The sequence below is a fragment of the Rhodococcus sp. RD6.2 genome (assembly GCF_001040705.1).
Taxonomy (GTDB): Bacteria; Actinomycetota; Actinomycetes; order Mycobacteriales; family Mycobacteriaceae; genus Rhodococcus_G.
Window position 1 is genome coordinate 94,762 of record NZ_CVQP01000006.1, and the last position, 20,914, is coordinate 115,675.

The 20,914-nt window shown below is 68.1% G+C and carries 17 protein-coding genes; 12 read left to right on the forward strand and 5 right to left on the reverse strand.

The window, feature by feature from the left end:
• The first annotated feature begins 6 nt into the window (after positions 1-6).
• From mtrB to secA, 5 genes are all read left to right on the forward strand, one after another.
• Positions 7-1,725 carry an MtrAB system histidine kinase MtrB gene (gene mtrB, locus RHCRD62_RS10615; protein WP_050064691.1) on the forward strand — a complete coding sequence of 573 codons (1,719 nt, stop codon included), beginning with the start codon at positions 7-9 and terminating at the stop codon, positions 1,723-1,725.
• Positions 1,722-3,488 carry an MtrAB system accessory lipoprotein LpqB gene (gene lpqB, locus RHCRD62_RS10620; RefSeq protein WP_050064692.1) on the forward strand — a complete coding sequence of 589 codons (1,767 nt, stop codon included), beginning with the start codon at positions 1,722-1,724 and terminating at the stop codon, positions 3,486-3,488. The genes mtrB and lpqB overlap by 4 nt, the downstream gene beginning before the upstream one ends.
• Positions 3,489-3,532: 44 nt before the next feature.
• Positions 3,533-4,207 (forward strand): ComF family protein, encoded by a 675-nt coding sequence (locus tag RHCRD62_RS10625; RefSeq protein ID WP_050064693.1) that lies wholly within the window; start codon positions 3,533-3,535, stop codon positions 4,205-4,207.
• A gap of 160 nt (positions 4,208-4,367) precedes the next feature.
• Entirely contained in the window at positions 4,368-5,036 is a 669-nt protein-coding gene (gene raiA / locus RHCRD62_RS10630) for a ribosome hibernation-promoting factor, HPF/YfiA family (protein ID WP_050064694.1), read from the forward strand.
• A 234-nt stretch (positions 5,037-5,270) separates the two neighbouring features.
• A complete protein-coding gene (gene secA, locus RHCRD62_RS10635) occupies positions 5,271-8,144 on the forward strand; it encodes a preprotein translocase subunit SecA (protein ID WP_050064695.1) in 2,874 nt (957 codons plus the stop codon).
• Between the two features lie 46 nt (positions 8,145-8,190).
• Here the strand turns inward: secA and RHCRD62_RS10640 are convergent, their stop codons facing one another.
• Positions 8,191-8,793, reverse strand: a complete 603-nt coding sequence (locus RHCRD62_RS10640) for an Rv3235 family protein (protein ID WP_050064696.1) — start codon at positions 8,791-8,793, stop codon at positions 8,191-8,193.
• Between the two features lie 235 nt (positions 8,794-9,028).
• On the opposite strand from RHCRD62_RS10640, the gene RHCRD62_RS10645 reads away from it, so the two are divergent.
• The 6 genes from RHCRD62_RS10645 to RHCRD62_RS10670 all read left to right on the forward strand — a co-directional run bounded on the left by RHCRD62_RS10645 (position 9,029) and on the right by RHCRD62_RS10670 (position 15,334).
• Positions 9,029-9,475, forward strand: a complete 447-nt coding sequence (locus RHCRD62_RS10645; RefSeq protein ID WP_050065206.1) for an HAD-IA family hydrolase — start codon at positions 9,029-9,031, stop codon at positions 9,473-9,475.
• 12 nt (positions 9,476-9,487) lie between these two features.
• Positions 9,488-10,903: a WS/DGAT/MGAT family O-acyltransferase gene (locus tag RHCRD62_RS10650; protein WP_050064697.1), complete on the forward strand. Its 1,416-nt coding sequence runs from the start codon at positions 9,488-9,490 to the stop codon at positions 10,901-10,903.
• A 9-nt stretch (positions 10,904-10,912) separates the two neighbouring features.
• Positions 10,913-11,431 (forward strand): DUF6912 family protein, encoded by a 519-nt coding sequence (locus RHCRD62_RS10655; protein ID WP_050064698.1) that lies wholly within the window; start codon positions 10,913-10,915, stop codon positions 11,429-11,431.
• An 82-nt stretch (positions 11,432-11,513) separates the two neighbouring features.
• Positions 11,514-12,629: a ferredoxin reductase gene (locus RHCRD62_RS10660; RefSeq protein ID WP_050064699.1), complete on the forward strand. Its 1,116-nt coding sequence runs from the start codon at positions 11,514-11,516 to the stop codon at positions 12,627-12,629.
• Between the two features lie 121 nt (positions 12,630-12,750).
• On the forward strand, positions 12,751-13,986 hold the full coding sequence (locus RHCRD62_RS10665) for a fatty acid desaturase family protein (RefSeq protein ID WP_050064700.1): 1,236 nt from the start codon (positions 12,751-12,753) through the stop codon (positions 13,984-13,986).
• A gap of 106 nt (positions 13,987-14,092) precedes the next feature.
• Positions 14,093-15,334, forward strand: coding sequence for a fatty acid desaturase family protein (locus RHCRD62_RS10670; protein WP_050064701.1), 1,242 nt, complete (start codon positions 14,093-14,095; stop codon positions 15,332-15,334).
• A 335-nt stretch (positions 15,335-15,669) separates the two neighbouring features.
• Here the strand turns inward: RHCRD62_RS10670 and RHCRD62_RS25795 are convergent, their stop codons facing one another.
• The 3 genes from RHCRD62_RS25795 to aroA all read right to left on the reverse strand — a co-directional run bounded on the left by RHCRD62_RS25795 (position 15,670) and on the right by aroA (position 18,888).
• On the reverse strand, positions 15,670-15,816 hold the full coding sequence (locus tag RHCRD62_RS25795) for a hypothetical protein (protein ID WP_157050876.1): 147 nt from the start codon (positions 15,814-15,816) through the stop codon (positions 15,670-15,672).
• 739 nt (positions 15,817-16,555) lie between these two features.
• A complete protein-coding gene (gene rsgA / locus RHCRD62_RS10675) occupies positions 16,556-17,632 on the reverse strand; it encodes a ribosome small subunit-dependent GTPase A (RefSeq protein WP_253277281.1) in 1,077 nt (358 codons plus the stop codon).
• On the reverse strand, positions 17,569-18,888 hold the full coding sequence (aroA, locus tag RHCRD62_RS10680) for a 3-phosphoshikimate 1-carboxyvinyltransferase (RefSeq protein WP_050064702.1): 1,320 nt from the start codon (positions 18,886-18,888) through the stop codon (positions 17,569-17,571). Before aroA ends, rsgA begins: the two co-directional genes overlap by 64 nt.
• Positions 18,889-18,959: 71 nt before the next feature.
• Here aroA and RHCRD62_RS10685 point away from each other — a divergent pair, with 71 nt between their 5' ends.
• Positions 18,960-19,751: an SOS response-associated peptidase gene (locus RHCRD62_RS10685; protein ID WP_050064703.1), complete on the forward strand. Its 792-nt coding sequence runs from the start codon at positions 18,960-18,962 to the stop codon at positions 19,749-19,751.
• A gap of 138 nt (positions 19,752-19,889) precedes the next feature.
• Here the strand turns inward: RHCRD62_RS10685 and RHCRD62_RS10690 are convergent, their stop codons facing one another.
• Complete coding sequence (locus RHCRD62_RS10690; RefSeq protein WP_050064704.1) at positions 19,890-20,885, reverse strand: LLM class flavin-dependent oxidoreductase; 996 nt, start codon at positions 20,883-20,885, stop codon at positions 19,890-19,892.
• Positions 20,886-20,914: the final 29 nt, after the last annotated feature.

A 20,914-nucleotide genomic window follows, 5' to 3' on the forward strand; every position in this document is an offset into this window, starting at 1 on the left:
AATCGCATGAGGCGCCGGATCAACGGCACGTTCACGCCGCTGCTCCGTAGATTCCGGAACACGAGCCGGGCTCTGGCGCACCTCTGGCGACGTTCCCTGCAGCTGCGGGTCGTCGTCTCGACACTCAGCCTGTCGCTGATCGTCATCACCATCCTCGGTGTCGTCCTGACCAGTCAGATCACGGACCGGCTGCTGGAGGCGAAGATCTCCGCGGCAACCGAGGAGATGGATCGTGCCCGCGGCACGGTGCAGAGCGAGCTGGCCGGGACCGACGAGTCCGCCGCGATCAGCACCCGGCTGGAGGGCGCGCGCGCCGCGTTGACGAACCGCAACTCGGACTCCGGCCCGGCGTCGGGCGCGGCGGGCACCTTCGACACGGTGTTGATCGCGGCGACGCCGGATCCGGCCGGTGAGCCGTCCGCCGGCCCGGACGATCAGATCCCGGGCAATCTGCGCGACTTCGTCTACAACGGGCAGATCAGCTACCAGTTCTCCACCGTCAGCGACCCGGACGGGTATTCCGGACCGGCACTGCTCGTGGGCAGCCCCGTGGTGGCGGACATTCCCAACCTCGAGCTGTATCTCGTGTTCCCGCTCGCGGGCGAGGACCGTAGCCTGTCGCTGATGCGCAGCACCCTGCTGATCGGCGGTGCGGTGCTGCTCGTGTTGCTCGCCGCGATCTCGTTGATCGTCGCGCGTCAGGTGGTGCTGCCGATTCGTTCCGCGTCGCGCATCGCCGAACGGTTCGCGGACGGGAAGCTTCGCGAACGCATGCCCGTTCGCGGTGAGGACGACATGGCCCGCCTCGCCATGTCGTTCAACGACATGGCGGAGTCGCTGTCGAAACAGATCGCCCAGCTCGAGGAGTTCGGCAACCTGCAGAAGCGCTTCACCTCCGATGTCAGCCACGAGCTGCGCACACCGCTGACGACGGTGCGGATGGCGGCGGACCTGATCCACGACGGGAGCGCCGAGCTCGATCCGGCGCTGCGGAGATCGTCCGAACTCCTGGTCGCCGAGCTCGACCGCTTCGAGTCACTGCTCAACGACCTCCTCGAGATCAGCAGGCACGACGCCGGCGTCGCAGAACTCGCCGCCGAGAAGCTCGACCTGCGGATGAGTGCGCGTGCCGCGGTGTCCACGATTCGTCATCTCGCGCGTGAGACGAGCACCGAGCTGGTCCTCGACCTGCCGGAGGAGCCGGTGTTCGCGGTCGTCGACCCGCGCCGGGTCGAGCGGATCCTGCGTAACCTGCTGGCCAACGCGATCGACCACGGCGAGGGCAAGCCCGTGTTGTTGCGTCTGCGAGCCGACAGTGACGCTGCCGCTTTCATCGTCCGCGACCAGGGCATCGGCCTGCGTCCCGGGGAGGAGAAGTTGGTGTTCAACCGGTTCTGGCGGTCCGACCCGTCGCGGGTGCGCAGGTCCGGTGGCACCGGTCTCGGGTTGGCGATCAGCGTCGAGGACGCCCGTCTCCACGACGGCAGGCTCGAGGCCTGGGGCGAGCCGGGCGTCGGCGCGTGCTTCCGGTTGACGTTGCCACTGGTCCGCGGCCACAAGGTGACCAGCAGCCCGCTGCCGCTGCGCCCGCCCACGACCAAGCGGGTCCAGGGAAAGGAACCGGACGGCTCGCATCTGCCGGACGGCGACGACGTCGAGGGTGGAGAGATGCTCGATCCCGACGAAACGGCGAGCGTTCCGATGTTGCGGGAGCGGCGGACATGACACGGCGACCCGCGGCACTCGCCGCCGCCCTGCTCGCGGCGGTGGCGGTGCTCGCGGGGTGCGCGAGCCTGCCCGATTCGTCCACTCCACAGGCGATCGGCACCATCGACCGGGCACCGGTCAATCCGACCGTTCCCGCACCGACACCGGGCCGCGAACCCGACCTGCTGCTGCGAGATTTCTTCGGTGCCAGTACCGACCCGGCCAATGGGCACGCTGCCGCGCGTCAGTTCATGACCGAGTCCGCATCCGACGGATGGGACGACACCGAGAGCATCTCGATCGTCGACAAGGTCGACGTACTGCCGGAGTCGCGGTCGGGGGACACCGCCAGCTACACGATCCGTGCGAACAAGGTCGGCCAGCTCGACCCCGAAGGCGTGTACGAAGCCGTCGAGGGCACCTACGAGGCCACCATCCGGCTGACCCGGACGGACGGTGAGTGGCGGATCGACGAACTGCCACCCGGTGTGACCCTGGACCGACCCCAGTTCCTCAAGACGTACCAGCGCAACTCGCTGTACTTCCTCGACCCGACGGGATCGACGACGGTTCCCGACCTACGGTGGATCTCGACCAGCCCGCAGGAGATGGCGGACCGACTGATCGAGATGCTGATCGCGGGACCGCAGCCGTCGCTCGAGGGCGCGGTGACCAATCAGCTCGACGAGGTGACGCTGAGCGAGCCGATCACCAAGACCGACGGTCGCAGCGCAGGCGTCGGCATCGGGTTCGGCGGCCTGCGGATCGAGTTCGACGGCACCTCGACGCTGGATGTCGTCAGCCGGGACCGGCTCGCCGCGCAGGTGGTGTGGACGCTGGCGAACGCGGAGATCCCGGGCCCGTACGTGCTGATGGGCGACGGAAAGCCACTCGACGACCGGATGCCCAACGGGTGGACGACGGCGGACGTGTCGTCGTCGAATCCGGGTGCGAACGACTCCGCGTCCGTGGGCCTGCACGCGTTGCGGGACGGAGCACTCGTCCGCGTCACCGACAGCGGCGTCGACGCGCTGCCGGGGTACTTCGGAACCGGGAACAGCCTGCGTTCGATCGCGCTGTCCCGCGACGGACTGGTCGCGGCCGGGGTCGACGCCGCCACACGGCCGACCTCGGAGCCGCCCGCGGCGCTCATGATCGGTGAGGTGGACGGATTCGCCACGTCGGTGATCGAGGGCGCGACGTTGACGAGGCCGTCGTGGGCGTACGCGGATTCGGCGGTCTGGACGGTCGTCGACGGGTCGAAGGTGGTTCGGGTCTCTCGCGGGGCATCCGGGGAGTCCCTCGCCCAACCGGTCGACACCGCCGAGATCGCCGGGCTCGGCTCGACCATCACCGAGTTCCGCCTGTCCCGTGACGGTGTGCGAGCGGCGATGATCGTCGACGGCAAGGTGTACGTGGTGACTCTCGTCCCGAAACCCGACGGGACCTACAAGCTGACGGGGGCGAGTCCGATCGCGGTCGGCCTCGGCAGTCCCGCGGTCGCGCTCGACTGGTCGACGGGCGACGCCGTGGTGGTGTCGCGGGCCGCGTCGGACATCCCGGTCGTGACGGTCGCCATGGACGGGTCACGCATGGACGCGCTGCCCAGCCGGAACCTGACGCCGCCGGTGACCTCGGTGGACTCGTCCGCGACGATGACGTTCGTCGCGGATGCCAGGGCGGTGTTCCAACTGAACAGCAACGATCCGGCCGGGGACCGGTACTGGCGCGAGGTGCCGGGCCTGACCGGGGTCAAGGCGATTCCGGTGCTGCCCGGCTGATCGCCTGCGGCCGGGGTGTCGGTGTCGGGGTGCACACTGCCCCCATGCGGGCATTGTTGGACCTGGTTCTGCCGCGCGAGTGCGGCGGGTGTGGCGCACAGGGCGCCCTGTGGTGCCGTCGGTGTGCCGGCGTGCTGTCGGGGCGGCCCGCGCCGGTGACACCGCGAGTGGATCCGGGGGTTCCGGTGTGGGCCCTCGGCGCCCACGACGGCCCGCTGCGGTCGGCGGTCGTCGCGGCGAAGGAACGGGGCAGACGCGACCTCGCGGTTCCGTTCGGAGTCGCCGTCGCGGCAGCGGTTCGCGCGTTGCGGGAGGATGGAGAGATCGACCCTCCGGAACTCGCCGGTCTCGTCCTCGTGCCCGCCCCGAGCCGGGCCCGGGCCGCACGGTCGCGCGGCGGCGACCCGGTGCTCGCGGTGGCGGACGCGGCCTCGCATGCGTTGGCTCCGGATCCGGTCCGTGTCGAACCGGTCCTGAAATTTGCTGCGGGGGTGAGAGATTCGGTGGGATTGTCGGCGCGGCGTCGTGTCGAGAACCTGGCGGGGCGCGTGTCGGTGCCGCCGCTGCGGGACACCGGACGGCCCGAATGCGTGCTGTTCGTCGACGACGTCCTCACCACCGGAGCGACCGCCGCGGAGTCGGTTCGGACGCTCTCTCGGGCCGGTGTTCGGGTCGACGGCGTCGTTGTGATCACCGCCGCAGGACTCGTTCCCCGGTAATGCTGGCACTCGGCTCGAACTCGTACTAGCGTCGCCAACACAGCCGACGAAACGGGTGGGAGGTGAAAGTTCCGAACCTGACGCCGGGCGGTCCCCTTCCCGGCGTAGCTCATTCCGCCGCAGGTCAAACATTTGACTCGGCCGTATTCGGGAGGTACGCGTGACGACCCCTTCGACAGCATCTGCTTTCGTTCAGGACGCTGCAGAAAGCACCGGGGAATCCGAAGCCCCACGCTCCGAGATTGTGGTCAAGGGCCGCAGTGTCGAGATTCCGGACCATTTCCGGGTCTACGTATCCGAGAAGCTCGCTCGACTCGAGCGCTTCGACCCGACGATCTACCACTTCGACGTGGAACTCCAACACGAACGCAACCGCAGACAGGCGAAGAACTGTCAGCGCGTCGAGATCACCGCGCGAGGCAAGGGCCCCGTGGTCCGCGCCGAAGCCGCCGCCGACAGCTTCTATGCAGCCTTCGAAAGCGTGACCTCCAAACTGGAGTCGCGGCTGCGTCGGACGAAGGATCGCAGGCGCGTCCACTACGGCGACAAGACGCCGGTGTCCGTGGCTGAGGCAACCGCCGCACTCGCCGAGGACGACTCGCTCGGTATCTCGCCCGAGATCTCCCTCGATTCCGAACAGCCGGAGGGTCCCGGCCGGGTCGTGCGGACGAAGGTGCACTCCGCAGCGCCGATGGCGGTCGACGACGCGCTCTACGAGATGGAACTCGTCGGACACGACTTCTTCCTGTTCCACGACAAGGAGACGGACCGGCCGTCGGTCGTGTACCGCCGCCACGCGTTCGACTACGGGCTCATCCGGCTCGCCTGAGTTCGCCGGACGCGCTCGGTGAACTCCGGGCTACACCGCCCGTACGAGCAGGGGGAGTAGTCCGGCGAACCTGAGCAACAGACAAGAATGATCGGTCGATCGACTCGATCTGCGACCGCAGCGCCTAACATGGGATCCGGTCGAGGGAAAACCCCTCGACCGGATCCCGCTGCGATGGCAGCCAGATCCACCGTGTACCGACCTGCCCGCCGAGACCCAAGGACGTTCAAACCCGTGCCGTCGTTGTCACTGTCCAAGCTGCTCCGTGTTGGTGAAGGTCGCATGGTCAAGCGGCTCAAGCACATCGCCGAACACGTCGATACGTTGTCGCCCACGTACGAGGCACTGTCCGACCAGCAGCTTCGGGCCAAAACGGCGGAGTTCAAGGATCGTCACGCGAAGGGTGAGGCCCTCGACGACATCCTCCCCGAGGCGTTCGCGGTCGCCCGTGAAGCGTCGTCGCGAGTGCTCGGGCAGAAGCACTACATCGTGCAGATCATGGGCGGTGCCGCCCTGCACTTCGGCAACGTCGCCGAGATGAAGACCGGTGAGGGCAAGACCCTGACCTGCGTGTTGCCCGCCTACCTCAACGCCATCGCGGGCGAGGGCGTCCACGTGGTCACCGTCAACGACTACCTCGCCAAGCGCGACTCGGAGTGGATGGGCCGCGTTCACCGGTTCCTCGGACTCGAGACCAGCGTGATCCTGTCGGGGATGACCCCCGCCCAGCGTCGTGACGCGTACGCCGCGGACATCACCTACGGCACCAACAACGAGTTCGGCTTCGACTACCTGCGCGACAACATGACGCACACGCTCGACGATCTCGTGCAGCGCGGACACTCCTTCGCGATCGTCGACGAGGTCGACTCGATCCTCATCGACGAGGCGCGTACCCCGCTCATCATCTCGGGCCCGGCGGATGCGTCCAGCAAGTGGTACGGCGAGTTCGCGCGCATCGCGCCGCTGCTGAAGAAGGACGTCCACTACGAGGTCGACATCAAGAAGCGCACGGTCGGTGTGCACGAGGCGGGTGTCGAGTTCGTCGAGGACCAGCTCGGGATCGAGAACCTGTACGAGGCCGCCAACTCGCCGCTGGTCAGCTACCTCAACAACTCCATCAAGGCGAAGGAGCTGTACCAGCGGGACAAGGACTACATCGTCCGCGACGGCGAGGTCATCATCGTCGACGAGTTCACCGGCCGCATCCTTGTCGGCCGCCGCTACAACGAGGGCATGCACCAGGCGATCGAGGCCAAGGAGAAGGTCGAGATCAAGGCCGAGAACCAGACCCTCGCGACGATCACGCTGCAGAACTACTTCCGGCTCTACGACAAGCTCTCCGGCATGACCGGCACCGCCGAGACCGAGGCCGCCGAGCTGCACCAGACCTACAACCTCGGTGTCATCCCGATTCCGACGAACCGGCCGATGGTCCGAGTCGACCAGGGCGACCTGATCTACAAGACGGAGGCCGCCAAGTTCGACGCCGTCGTGGACGACGTCGCCGAGCGGCACGCCAAGGGCCAGCCGGTTCTGATCGGTACGACCAGCGTCGAACGTTCCGAGTACCTGTCGAAGCAGTTCACCAAGCGCGGGATCGCGCACAACGTGCTCAACGCGAAGTTCCACGAGCAGGAAGCGCAGATCGTCGCGGAAGCCGGTCGGACCGCCGCCGTCACCGTCGCGACGAACATGGCCGGTCGTGGTACCGACGTCGTGCTCGGTGGCAACCCCGACATCATCGCCGACGTGCTGCTGCGCAAGCAGGGTCTCGACCCGGTCGAGACTCCGGAGGAGTACGAGGCGGCGTGGGACGACGCGCTCGCACAAGTGCAGGCCCAGGTCAAGGCGGATGCCGATCAGGTGCGGGAGGCAGGCGGACTGTACGTCCTCGGCACCGAGCGTCACGAGTCGCGCCGTATCGACAACCAGCTGCGCGGCCGCTCGGGTCGCCAGGGCGATCCGGGCGAGTCCCGCTTCTACCTGTCCCTCGGCGACGAGTTGATGCGCCGATTCAACGGCGCGGCGCTCGAGTCGATCATGACCCGGCTCAACCTGCCCGACGACGTTCCGATCGAGGCGAAGATGGTCTCGAAGGCCATCAAGAGCGCGCAGACGCAGGTCGAGCAGCAGAACTACGAGATCCGCAAGAACGTCCTCAAGTACGACGAGGTGATGAACCAGCAGCGCACGGTCATCTACGACGAGCGCCGTCAGATCCTCGCGGGCGAGGACATGGAGGGCCAGGTCGAGACGATGATCACCGACGTCGTCACCGCCTACGTGGACGGGGCGACGGCGGAGGGGTACGTCGAGGACTGGGATCTCGACCAGCTGTGGACGGCACTCAAGACGCTGTACCCGGTCGGGATCGACCACCGGGATCTCACCCACGAGACCGCCGACGGCGACCGCGACGACCTGTCCCGCGACGATCTTCGTGAGGCGCTCCTCGCCGACGTGCGAACCGCCTACGCGAGGCGTGAGGCAGAGATCGACGCGATCGCCGGCGAGAACGGCATGCGCGAACTCGAGCGGCGGGTGCTGCTGTCCGTGCTCGACCGGAAGTGGCGCGAGCACCTCTACGAGATGGACTACCTCAAGGAGGGCATCGGCCTGCGGGCGATGGCGCAGCGCGACCCGCTGGTCGAGTACCAGCGCGAGGGGTACGACATGTTCACCGCGATGCTCGAGGGTCTGAAGGAGGAGTCGGTCGGGTTCCTGTTCAACCTGCAGGTCGAGGCGGCCCCGGCGCAGACCCAGTCGGGCTGGACGAATGCGGCCGCGGCCGCACGCACCCAGGCGACTGCTCCCGCCGCTACCCAGGAGGCCACGGCCGACGCACCGCGCGAGGCCCAGCCGCCCGCGCCCGCTGCTCCCGCGGCGCCGGCAGCTCCTGCCGCCCTGCGCGCGAAGGGATTGGAATCGCGCGACGAGGGTCGGCTCACCTACTCCGGACCCGCGGAGGACGGAACCGTCGCGGCGCGAACCTCGGCGTCCGGAGGCAACGGTGACGGGGCGGGCAGCACCGGTGTCGTCGGCCCGACCCGCCGCGAGCGGCGGCAGGCCGAGCGCGACAACCGAAAGTCGCGGCCGAAGCGCTGACCATCGGCGGGTCGGAACCCGCCGTCGAGAGCGGGCGTGGCTCCGCTCAGCCGACCTGCAGTGACGTGACCACCCATCCGGCGACGGGCGTACCCGTGTTCCGCCGGTGGGTGGTCGTCGTCGTCCTGGTCGTCCCGGCGTTCGAGCGCGGACCCGGCTCGGCCCGCTCGACCCGGCCCGCGATCGCGAACGTCCGGGGACCACGGACGTACGTACCGAAAACTTCGGCACTGTCGGGCGCGGTGTGCCGGATGTGGACCCCGCGCAATCCGGCGGCGCCGAGGCTTCGGCCGGGCATCCCGGCGCGGGTCAGTGCGGAGACGAGGTTGAGTGGAGTCGGGGCGAGCAATCCGGTCAGCCCCGACGGGTGCCTGCGTCGATCGAGGACCTCGAGGATCGAGCGGAGCACGAATTCGGTGAAGCGGCGGCAGTCCGGGTCGACGGTGGCGTGTGTGGGGAGCGCCTCGCGGTCGGGATGTGACGCGGCGGCGTGGTGCCGTGGTGTCGGGGTCCGGTGTGGCAGTCGCCGTCCCGACCGCAGGTCGGGGCGGCCGTTGCACCGGGGCGTCTCGTTGGGCCGCGGTGTGGGGGCTGCAGCCGGAGAAACCGGGGGCTCGCCGTTCGGGGCGGCGGTGACGTAACGCTTCATTCGACTCTCCTCGCGCCAGCGGCGCGCTCGACGGGATGTGTCCGCAGCAACTGCGGTGTGCCGTCGTACCCGAACGTCGGGTACGCGGATTCGGTCGAGCCCGGGGAGAGTCCGGGACCGCAGCGAGGATCGCACGAATTCCGTTCGCTCGCACGTCGTTCGCATGATCGACTGCGCGACCGCGATCGCCGAGCTGCGCGCCGACGACGGCTCGGCGACGCCGTACTGTTGGATCGTGCACGGACTCCTGCTCGACTTCGGTGGCGTACTCGACGGGCCCGACACGGCGCCGCTGACGGATCTCGTCGCCGAACTTCGGGCGCGGGGAGTGCGGACCGCCGTGCTCAGCAACGATCCGGGTGGTCCCGGCGCGGCCTCGCTACGGAACCTCGGTGGTGGGCGCGTGGTGGACGAGGTCGTCCTGTCGGGCGACGTGGGGCTCGCCAAGCCGGACCCCCGCGTCTACCGATACTCCGCGCGCCTGCTCGGATTGGAGCCGGGGGAGTGTGTGTTCGTCGACGACCTTCGGGTGAATGTGCGTGGCGCGGTCGCCGTCGGGATGGTTGGCGTCCATCATGTGGGTGTGACCGCCACCGTCGGCGAACTGCGGATACTGTTCGATGCCGAGGACGTCGGGAGCGCCGGGACCACCCGGAACGCACGACGCGGGCACGGGGAATGACGGGGGCGGGCAGTGGACAGCAGGCTCACGACGCAGGACGCGTCCTTCTACTTCCTGGAGGCGGGAAGCACTCCGATGCACCTCGGGTCGCTCGCGATTCTGCGAGCCCCCGACAGCGGGTTGGACTACGAGGACCTGCTCACACACGTCGAGCGCAGGCTCTCGCTGGTCCCGCGGTATCGGCAGCGGGTGCGCGAGGTGGTGTTGGGATTGGCGAGGCCGGTGTGGGTCGACGACCGCGACTTCGACATCACCTATCACGTGCGGCGGTCGGCCCTGCCGAAGCCGGGTTCGGACGAGCAACTGCACGATCTGGTCGCACGCCTGACGTCACGCCCGCTCGACCGCAGTCGTCCGCTGTGGGAGATGTATCTGGTCGAGGGGTTGGCGGACGATCGCGTCGCGATCTTCACCAAGTCGCATTCGGCTCTGGTGGACGGCCTACGTGCACTGGAGATCGGGCAGGTGCTGTTCGACGAGTGCGACAACCCGCGTCAGGTGCCGGACGAGTTGTGGATGCCGGGCCGGGAGCCGCGGGAGTCCGAGTTGGTGATGGGTGCACTGGCCGAGATGATCGCCAGGCCCGCGGAAGGTGTTGCCACCATCAGGCATCTGGTCGGGGACGTCGTCGGGACGGCGACGAGTGCGGTCGGCAACGCCGCGGCACTGGTCCGGACGGCGGCAACGACGGCCCCCTCGACGCCGCTGAACGCCACCATTTCCCGCAACCGCCGGTTCGCGACCGCGAAGACGTCGCTCGAGGACTATCGGACCGTGCGTTCGAAATTCCACTGCTCCGTGAACGACGTGGTTCTGACGGTGTTGACGGGTGCCCTGCGCAACTGGCTGCTCTCGCGTGGTGAGCCGGTGACCGCGTTCTCGACGGTGCGGGCGATGGTGCCGATCGCGGTACACGTGTCGGACGCGGACGTTGACGCGGCGGAGGATCCCGATGCGGTGCCCCAGAACTTCGACCGGCGGGCGTCGTCGCTGCTGATCGACCTTCCCGTGGGCGAGCCGAATCCGGTGGTCCGGCTGTCCCACATCGCGCACGCGACGGAGGCGCACAGCAGGCAGAACCACACGATGACGGCGCAGACGCTGGTGCAGGTGTCGGGGACGGCTCCGCCGACGCTGCACGCCGTCGGGCTGAGGTTGGCGGCAGGACTTTCGCAGCGGATGTTCAACGTGATGATCACGAACGCTCCGGGGCCGCAGGCGCCGTTGTGCCTGGGCTCGGCGCAGCTGCTCGAGACGTACCCGGTCTCCCCACTGATCCGGAACCAGGCGTTGAGCATCGGCCTGACGTCGTACGACGGTCACGTCTACTACGGTTTGAACGGTGACCGGGATGCGATGTCCGATGTCGACGTCATCACCGGTCTGCTGTACGAAGCGCTCGACGAGTTGTTGGAAGCCTGCCGGTAAGGGGAGTACATGAGGGTCTACGTGCCCGCGACGATCGCGATGCTTCAGCGGCTGGTCGCCGAGGAGGAGTTGGACCCGGTGAGCCGGACCGCGTTCGCGGTGACTCCCGCGTTGCGGGAGGCGTATGCGTCCGGCGACGACGAGGAACTCGCCGAAGTCGCGATGAGCGAGGCGGCGCGCGCCTCGCTGCGTCTGCTCGCGGGCGAGGTTGGCGACGTCGAGCCGGGCGCGACCGCGCAGGTGCGCTTTCGGCGTGCGGTGATCGCCGCCGACGTCGACGAGGTGAAGGTGCGGTCGGATCTGGACGACGCTGTCGTGCGGTTGGGAGCGCCTCTCGCGTTGTCGTCGGTGGCGTCGGTGCACGTCGACCTGTCGGAGGCGGAGTCGGCGATCGAGCGAGCGGTCGGGATCGTGGATGCCGCCGATCTCGGCGACGCCGACGCCGAGTTCGTTCTCGGTGACGCGGAGGATCACGAACTGGCCTGGTACGCGACCCAGGAACTGCCGTTTCTGCTCGACCTGCTCTGACCCTCGCAGGGACTGCGTGACAGTATGCGCGGTCTGCGGGTAACCTACGGGCCCGTAGCTTCAGCGATTGGACGGGATTTCGATGGGTGTGAGGAAGTGGCTCGAGGCGCCGGCAGCGGACGTGTCGGCACCGCGACGGCCGAGTGTCAACATGCTGCGCGGGGCGGTGACCCGGGTGACCACTCCACTGTTGCCGGACGACTTCCTGCACCTGGCGAATCCGCTGTGGTCCGCGCGAGAGCTGCGCGGCAAGGTCGTCGAGGTCCGCACGGAGACCTCGGACTCGGCGACGCTCGTCATCAAGCCCGGATGGGGCTTCAACTTCGACTACCAGCCCGGTCAGTACATCGGCATCGGCATCCTCGTCGACGGGCGGTTCCACTGGCGGTCGTACTCGCTCACGTCGCCACCGAGCCGTGACCGCAAGCTGATCACCATCGCGGTCAAGGCGATGCCGGAAGGCCGGCTGTCGAGCCACCTCATCAACGGTGTTCCCGCCGGAACCGTGGTCCGGCTCGCGGCGCCGCAGGGCAACTTCTCGCTGCCGGAGCCCCCGCCGGCGAAGATCCTGTTCCTCACCGCGGGCAGTGGCATCACTCCCGTGATGGCGATGCTCCGCTCGATGGTGCGACGCGGCACCCTGCCCGACGTCGTGCACGTGCACTCCGCTCCTACCGAGCAGGACGTCATGTTCGGCGACGAGCTGCTCGCGCTGCACGACGCCCACCCGGATTTCGTGTCGCACGTCCAGCACACCCGCAGTGGTGGCCGGTTCAAGCTCGCCGACCTCGACGAACTCTTCCCGGACTGGCGTGAGCGGCAGACCTGGGCCTGCGGCCCGATCGAGATGCTCGACGAGGTCGAGAAGAAGTGGTCCGAAGAGGGCCTCGTCGATCAGCTGCACACCGAGCGATTCACGATCTCCCGTGCCGATATGTCCGGGCAGGGCGGCACCGTCACGTTTGCGAAGTCGGGGCGGTCGGTAGAACTGGACGGCGCGACGACGGTGCTCGAAGCCGGCGAGAACCTCGGGGTGCAGATGCCGTTCGGGTGCCGCATGGGTATCTGCCAGACGTGCGTGGCGCCTCTCGTGTCGGGACACGTGCGGGACCTGCGGTCGGGCCGCGAGCACGGTGAGGGTGAGCGTGTGCAGACGTGCATCTCGGTGGCGGCGGGGGACTGCACGATCGACCTGTAGCTGGGTGCAGGCGTTCGGGGTCCCGCCCCGCCACGCCCGGCCGAAACGTCCTCTACCCTTGATTCACGAGCCGCGGTGCCTCCGACGGTGACTGACGATCACATCTCGACGGAAGGCCCCGATGGCCATCACGGACATCACTGAATTCGCACACCTCACCGACTCCGACATCGACGAACTCGGGCGGGAACTGGACAGGATCCGCCGGGACGTCGAGGAGTCCCGGGGTCAGTCCGACGCCCGGTACATCCACAACGTGATCCGCCTGCAACGCGCACTGGAGATCGGTGGGCGGGCGTTGCTGTTCGGTAGCCGCTACCGTCCCGCGTGGTTGGCGGGAACCGGAATGCTCGCCGTCGCGAAGATCGTCGAGAACATGGAGCTCGGGCACAACATCGTGCACGGGCAGTGGGACTGGATGAACGACCCGGAGATCCACTCGACCACCTGGGAGTGGGATCAGACGGGTCCGTCGTCGCAGTGGAAGCGTGCGCACAACTATTCGCACCACACGTACACGAACGTCGTCGGGATGGACGAGGACGTCCAGTTCGGCATCATCCGGATCACACGGGACATTCCGTGGCGTCCGATCAACCTTGCCCAGCCGTTCGCGAACATCCTGCTCGCCACCACGTTCGAGTGGGGCATCGCGCTGCACGACTGGAAGGTCACCCAGAAGGCCGAACGTGCCCGCGGTGCAACGGATATCGACTACCTCCGTCGTGAGTTCGTGCGCAAGGCGACACGGCAGGTCGTCAAGGACTTCGTGCTCTTCCCCGCACTCACCGGTCCGGCGTGGCGCTCGACGTTGACCGCGAATGTGGCGGCGAACGTGATCCGGAACGTGTGGGCGCACGCGGTGATCTTCTGCGGGCACTTCCCCGACGGCGCGGAGAAGTTCACCGTCGAGGAGCACGAGAGCGAGACGAAGGCGCAGTGGTACCTGCGGCAGATGCTCGGCAGCGCGAACATCTCCGGTGGCCGCGTCATGGACTTCATGAGCGGCAATCTCAGTTACCAGATCGAGCACCACCTGTTCCCGGACCTGCCCAGCAACCGGTTGCGGGAGGTGTCGCTGCGCGTGCGGGCACTGTGCGACAAGTACGACCTGCCGTACACGACGGGCCCGCTCAGCCGGCAGTACCTGCTGTCGATGCGGACGGTGATGAAGCTGTCGCTGCCCGATCGCTTCCTGAAGGCGACGTCGGACGATGCGCCCGAGACGTCCTCGGAGCGCAAGTTCCGGGTGCTCTCGCGGATCGGGCAGGGCGTCGCGGCTGCGGGCACCGCCGATTCGGTGTCGGGCGGTCGGGTCGGGCTCCGGTCGGCTCTGCGGTCCTTGCGGAACCGCTGACGCCGGGGGTGCTGTGATTCGAATCACAGCACAATCTCCGTAACCTACGGGGCCGTAACTTACGGTAGGGTAGCCCGGTCAATGGAAGTTCTGCACCGGGAGAACGATGGCTATTTCGGACGTCAAGGAGTACGCGCACCTCACCGAGGCCGATGTCGAGGCCCTCGGTCGAGAGTTGGATGCGATTCGCCGGGACATCGAAGCGTCTCGGGGCGAACGCGACGCCAAGTACCTACGCAACACGATCCGGCTGCAGCGGTCCCTCGAGGTCGGCGGCCGCGCGGTCCTCTTCGGTAGCCGCAAGCGCCCGCTCTGGCTGCTCGGTGCGGGCATGCTCGGGGTCGCGAAGATCATCGAGAACATGGAGCTCGGGCACAACGTGATGCACGGGCAGTGGGACTGGATGAACGATCCCGAAGTGCACTCCGCGAGCTGGGAGTGGGACGTGGTCGGGCCTTCCGCGCACTGGAAGCAGACCCACAACTATCTGCACCACAAGTACACCAACATCCTCGGCATGGACGACGACGTGGGATACGGCCTGCTGCGCGTCACCCGCGACCAGCGGTGGAAGCCGTTCAACGCGGGCAATCTCGTCTACAACACCCTGCTCGCACTGTTCTTCGAGTTCGGCATCGCCGCGCAGCACGTCGAGCTCGGCAAGGTGGCGAAGGGTCGCGACGACCGTGAGGACACCAAGCGCAAGCTGCGTGAGGTCGGCGACAAGGTGGGCAAGCAGCTCCTCAAGGACTACGTCGTGTTCCCGGCGCTCACCGGTAAGGCGTGGAAGTCCACGATGTCGGCGAACTTCACCGCCAACGTCATCCGGAACGTGTGGACCAATGCGGTCATCTTCTGCGGACACTTCCCGGACGGTGCCGAGAAGTTCACGAAGGCCGACGTCGACACCGAGACGCAAGCCCAGTGGTACCTGCGGCAGATGCTCGGCAGCGCGAACATCTCCGGCGGCAAGGTCATGGACTTCATGACCGGCAACCTCAGCTACCAGATCGAGCACCACATCTTCCCGGACCTGCCGTCGAACCGGTACGCCGAGATCGCGGTGCGGGTGCGGGAGCTGTGCGACAAGTACGACCTGCCGTACACCACCGGTCCGTTCCTCGTGCAGTACGGAAAGTCGTGGCGCACCATCGCCAAGCTGTCGTTGCCGAACAAGTACCTGCGCGACACGGTCGACGATGCACCGGAGACGGCGTCCGAGCACAAGTGGGCCGGCCAGGAGGCAGTCCTCAGCATCGATCCGGCGACCGGTCGGGCTCGCGGCTTACAGACCGCGATCCGGGAGTCGAAGAAGCGCAAGGGTCTGCGCAAGCTGCTCGCCCGCTAGGTACCGGGACGCTGGTAGCAGGCATGTCGGCTTGAACTGAAGACAACCTCGGGTTGGGATGTGATTTGTCGAAGGTTCACATCCCAACCCGAGGTTCTCGTGTCCCATCGAAATGCCCGCACCATTCCCAGGGGAATGCTCGTCGTCGAGCGCTACCGAGTCGGCTGGCCCAAGGCTCATATGGCATCCGACAGAAGCTCATCCGCCCGCACGGCGCGTGGTAGATCGGCAAGCGGCGGCTCCCCGTCCGGTCAGGGTGGGGGCCGCCGCTTGTCGTCGGTCGATCAGCAGCCGTTCGGCCCCGCGGAGCGGGTTCTGGTGCCGGTGCTGCGGACCTATGAGCCGTTCAGGGCTCCGAGCCCCATCCGGGCCGTGTCCAAGCCGAGCTCCACAACCTCGCCGGCCAGGTCGAAGGCGCCGTAGATCACGCCTCCGATCTGGTTCACCAGTCCGAATGCTCCCGATCCCAAACCATGGTTCATCTGTGAATCCCTTCAATTGTGGACGCTGCGGTCTCCCGAGCGCGCTCGATCATATGCACAGATTTCGCGATTCACAGGCGATTCGGTCTCGTTCACGCCGTCGCTGATTCGGGTACCTGCCAATGTGATTGAGTCCGGTTGTTGTCGTCGGCGGCAGCCTCAAGGCCGTCGCAGGAATGTTGACCGGCTCCCCATGCGAGCGGCGGCTCCCCGCCCGGGCAGGGTGGGGAGCCGCCGCACGCATGAGTTGATCAGTAATCGTCCTCGGAGCCGACGGCGTTCGATGCCAGGTCGACGCTCGAGCTGAACCCGTAGACGAAGAGATACAAAAGTGTCGATCTTGTTACTCGCTGCCGGGATCCGCGCGACGAGGACGCGTCGCGGCTGGCGCACACTGTTGTTCCGCACGTCCTGAGTGCCGCAGGGCGTGGACGTTGGGCCCCGCCGACGGCAGGGCCCAACGTCAACCCAGGTCAGGAACCGGCGATGGACGAACCGAGGTCCATCAGGGTTGCCAGGATGGACTTGACATCACCGAAGATGGACGAGCCCGCACCGAGGATCTGCTCCACACTCATCTGAACTCCTTGCGTCGTGACCGGGCGACCGAGGGGCCGCTTTTCTGTCGTGACTTTCGTGAGCTGATTCGAATCAGATTGAGCTCGTACAGCGTAAACGATGCGATCGCGAAAACGTGTCGACGGTCACAGTATCGAGTCTCAACCGTGACGCGGGCGTGTCACCACGCTTCGTTCGACGACAACGCGACCAGGAGTTGTCGAACCGCGCCCGCCCGGCGCGCGGCCTGCCCCTCGAGCTGGTCGAGTGCGCACTCCGGATCGGCCGGGGGACCGAGGTGGGTGCATCCGCGCGGACAGTCCTCGATGGCTGCCGCAAGATCGGTGAAGGCGCCCATCACGTCGTCGGGGGAGATGTGCGCGAGCCCGAACGACCGGATGCCCGGGGTGTCGACGACCCAGCCACGCGGGTCGTCCGGCGATGCGTCGTCGGGTGCGGGCAGCGGAAGCGCCACGGACTGGGTCGAGGTGTGCCTGCCCTTTCCGACTCCGGACACCACGCCGGTTGCTCGATCTGCTTCGGGGACAAGGCGATTGACGAGAGTCGACTTGCCTACGCCGGAGTGGCCGATGAGTGCCGTCACCTTTCCGGCCAGGATGCGGCGCAGAGCGTCGATCGGCTCGGACGTGCCCGCCAGGACGACCGGGACATCGAGGTCGGCGAAGGCGGCGGCGAACTCCTGATGGTCCGCGAGATCGCCCTTCGTCAGGCACAGGATCGGCTCGAGACCGCCGACGTACGCGGCGACCAGCGCCCGCTCGACGAACCCGGTCCGCGGCGGTGGATCTGCGAGCGCGACCACGATCAGCAGCTGTGACGCGTTCGCGACAACGATCCGTTCGAAAGGGTCGGTGTCGTCCGCGGTGCGCCGCAGGACTGTCGTCCGGTCCTCCACGCGCACGATGCGGGCGAGCGTGTCGACCCGTCCCGACACGTCCCCCACGACGCCGACGCGGTCGCCGACCACGATGGGCGTGCGACCGAGCTCGCGGGCCCGCATGGTGACGACCGGCCGGTCGGGGTCGCCGCCGAGTACGCAGCCCCAGCGCCCCCGGTCGACCGACACCACCATCGCCTCCTCGGCGTGGGCGTGGTCCGGCCGGTTCTTCGTCCGCGGGCGCGACCCTTTGCCCGGACGGATCCTTACGTCCGACTCGTCGTACTGCCGCGGGCTCAGGGCCGCGCCCCCGGCTCGGCGGGCTGGGACGTCACCGTCGACGCCAGCATCGTGGTCCACATGTTCTCGAAGCCCGGCAACGTCTTCGCGGTCGTGCCGACGTCGTCCACGTCGACGTCGTCGACGACGAGCCCGACGATCGCGCCCGCTGTTGCCATGCGGTGGTCCGCGTACGAGAGCCATCGGCCACCGTGCAGCGGACGGGGCTCGATCCGCAGCCCGTCCACCGTTTCCGTCACCGATCCGCCGAGGCCGTTGATCTCGGTGGCAAGCGCCGCGAGACGGTCGGTCTCGTGGCCCCGTAGATGGGCGATGCCGCGGAGAACCGACGGCCCGTCCGCGAGCGCCGCCAACGCCGCGACCGTCGGGGTGAGTTCACCGATGTCGTGGAGGTCGACGTCGATTCCGCGCAGGCGGTCGGGGCCGGTCACCGTGAGCAGTGAATCCTCCAGGGAGACAGTTGCTCCCATGTCCGTGAGGATGCCGCGGAATGCGTCGCCCGGCTGCGTCGTCGACGCGGGCCACAGCGGCACGGAAACGGTGCCGCCGGTGACCGCGGCCGCCGCCAGGAACGGCGTCGCGTTCGACAGGTCCGGCTCGATCACCCAGTCGACCGGAGTGACGTTCCCCGGCAACACCTTCCACGTGTCGGCATCGCCGCTGTCGCCGGGCGTCAGGACCGTGACACCCGCGTCGCGCAACATTGCGACCGTCATGTCGATGTGGGGCATGGACGGCAGCGAACCGCCGGCGTGACGGACCGTGACGCCGTCGTCGAAGCGGGCGGCCGAGAGCAGCAGGCCGGAGACGAACTGGGACGACCCGGACGCGTCGATCGTGACGGTCCCGCCGCGCATTCCGCTGCGGCCGGCCACGGTGAACGGAAGCCCCGTGCCGTCGATGTCCGCGCCGAGGCCCCGAAGTGCGTCGAGGATCGTCGCGAGCGGCCTGGTGCGTGCCTGCTCGTCACCGTCGAACGCGACCGGACCGTCCGCCAGGGCCGCGACGGACGGCAGGAACCGCATGACGGTGCCCGCGAGTCCGCAGTCGACGGTCGCCGAGTGCAGCGACCCGGGGGTGACGCGCAGCGTGGTGGGGGACTCGGCCTCACTGATCGTCACACCGAGGGCCCGCAATCCGTCGATCATCAGGTCGGTGTCGCGGCTGCGCAGCGCCCCCGTGATCGTCGAGGGACCCGACGCGAGCGCGGCAAGGATCAGGGCCCGGTTGGTGATCGACTTCGACCCGGGCAGGGTCACCGTCGCATGTACGGGCGATTCGGCCAGAGGCGCTCTCCACAGACTCACGACCACCATCTTCCCGTATCGGGTGGGGTACCCGTGCGGCGGCCGCGACGCATGTCGGACCGGCAGGCCAGAATGGGTGCATGTGCGGGAGATATGCGACCACCGTCGACCCGGCGCTCCTCGCCGTGGACATCGACGCACTCGACGAGACCGGCTCCGCGCCGCCGCAACCGACGGAGCGGTACAACGTCGCGCCGACCGACCCCGTGCTCGCCGTCGTCGCGCGCCACGACCGAGAGCACCCCGACGCCTCACCCACCCGGCGGATCAGGCGGATGCGGTGGGGACTCGTCCCGGCCTGGGCGAAGGCCGGTGACGACGGTGCCCCGGTCCGGTCCGCTCCACTGTTCAACGCGCGTGCCGACACCGCCGCCGACAAGCCCGCCTTCCGGGCTGCCGTCAAGACCAAGCGCGCACTGGTGCCCATGGACGGCTGGTACGAGTGGACCACCGAACCGGCGGCCGCGGGCAAGGCCGTGAAGGTGCCTCACTTCATGACGGCGACGGACGGGTCCACCCTGTTCATGGCGGGACTGTGGTCGGTGTGGCATCCGCCCGGCACCCGGCCCGGCGACGCGCCACCACTGCTCAGCTGCACGATCCTTACCACCGACTCCGTCGGCGACCTCCAGCCGGTGCACGACCGAATGCCGCTGATCCTGACCCCCGACAACTGGGACCGCTGGCTCGACCCGGACGCCGACGTCCCCGCGAGCCTGCTTGCCGCAGGCGTGTCCGAGTCCGTTGCCGCGGGAATCGAGATCCGCACCGTCTCCGACCGTGTGAACAGCGTCCGGAACGACGGCCCCGACCTCGTCGCGCCCGCGGCGCCGCCCGGTTCGGCCGTCGGGGACCAGATCAGCCTGCTCTGACCGGCGACCCGCTCCGACCGACCCGCCGCTGTTCTTCCGCCGCCTTACTTCCTGAATGGCCCATTCATTCGGTCAGCCTGAATGGGTGGGCCATTCAGGAGTAAGTGCGGGCGGGCGGTGTGGGGCGGGGAGGTTGGGTCAGCCGGCGAGGGCGGTCAGGTTGCTGACCTCGGCGACCAGTTCGAGGGAGCGCAGCCACGCGGGCCGCTCGACGGCGGACGACGCGACGATCAGTTCGTCGGCGCCGGTCTGCTCGGTGAACGCGTCGAGGTAGTCGCGGACCTGCCGGGGCGTGCCGACGGCGGTGTACTTGAGCATCTGCAGTACCTGCTGGCCGGCAGGCGATTCGAGGACCATGTCGGTCTCTTCGGGAGTGAAGGTGCGGCCGCGGCCGACGAACAGCGCGACTCGGTGCCGTTTCGTCGCGGTGAAGAGGCGCTGCGCCTCGTCCTCGGTGTCGGCGGCGATGACGTTGACGGCCGCCATCACGTACGGCTCGGCCAGTTGCGCGGACGGCCGGAATTCGCGGCGGTAGATCGCGATGGCGTCGTCGAGGGCGTTGGGCGCGAAATGCGAGGCGAACGCGTAGGGCAGGCCGAGCATCGCCGCGAGCTTCGCACCGAACAGTGACGACCCGAGGATGTACAGCGGCACATCGGTGCCCTTGCCGGGCGTCGCTTCGACGCCGGGGATGCGGGACGGGCCGGTCAGGTAGCCCTGCAGTTCGAGGACGTCCTGCGGGAAGGAATCGGCGGACGACGGGTCGCGACGCAGCGCGCGCATCGTCTGCTGGTCGCTTCCGGGCGCGCGGCCCAGCCCCAGATCGATGCGGCCCGGGTGCAGCTCGGCGAGGGTGCCGAACTGCTCGGCGATGGTCAGCGGGGAGTGGTTGGGCAGCATGACGCCGCCGGAGCCGAGACGGATGGTCTCGGTGTTCGCGGCGATGTGTGCGATGAGGACGCTGGTCGCGGACGACGCGATCGCGGGCATGTTGTGGTGCTCGGCGTACCAGATCCGGCTGTAGCCCTGACGTTCCGCGGCCTGGGCCATCTGCGTGCTGGCGAGGAGGCTGTCCCGGGAGCTTTCGCTCGCGCCGATCTGTGCCAGGTCGAGGATGGACAGTGGAACGGTCACGACAAGCTCGCTTTCGTACGCAGGCAGAT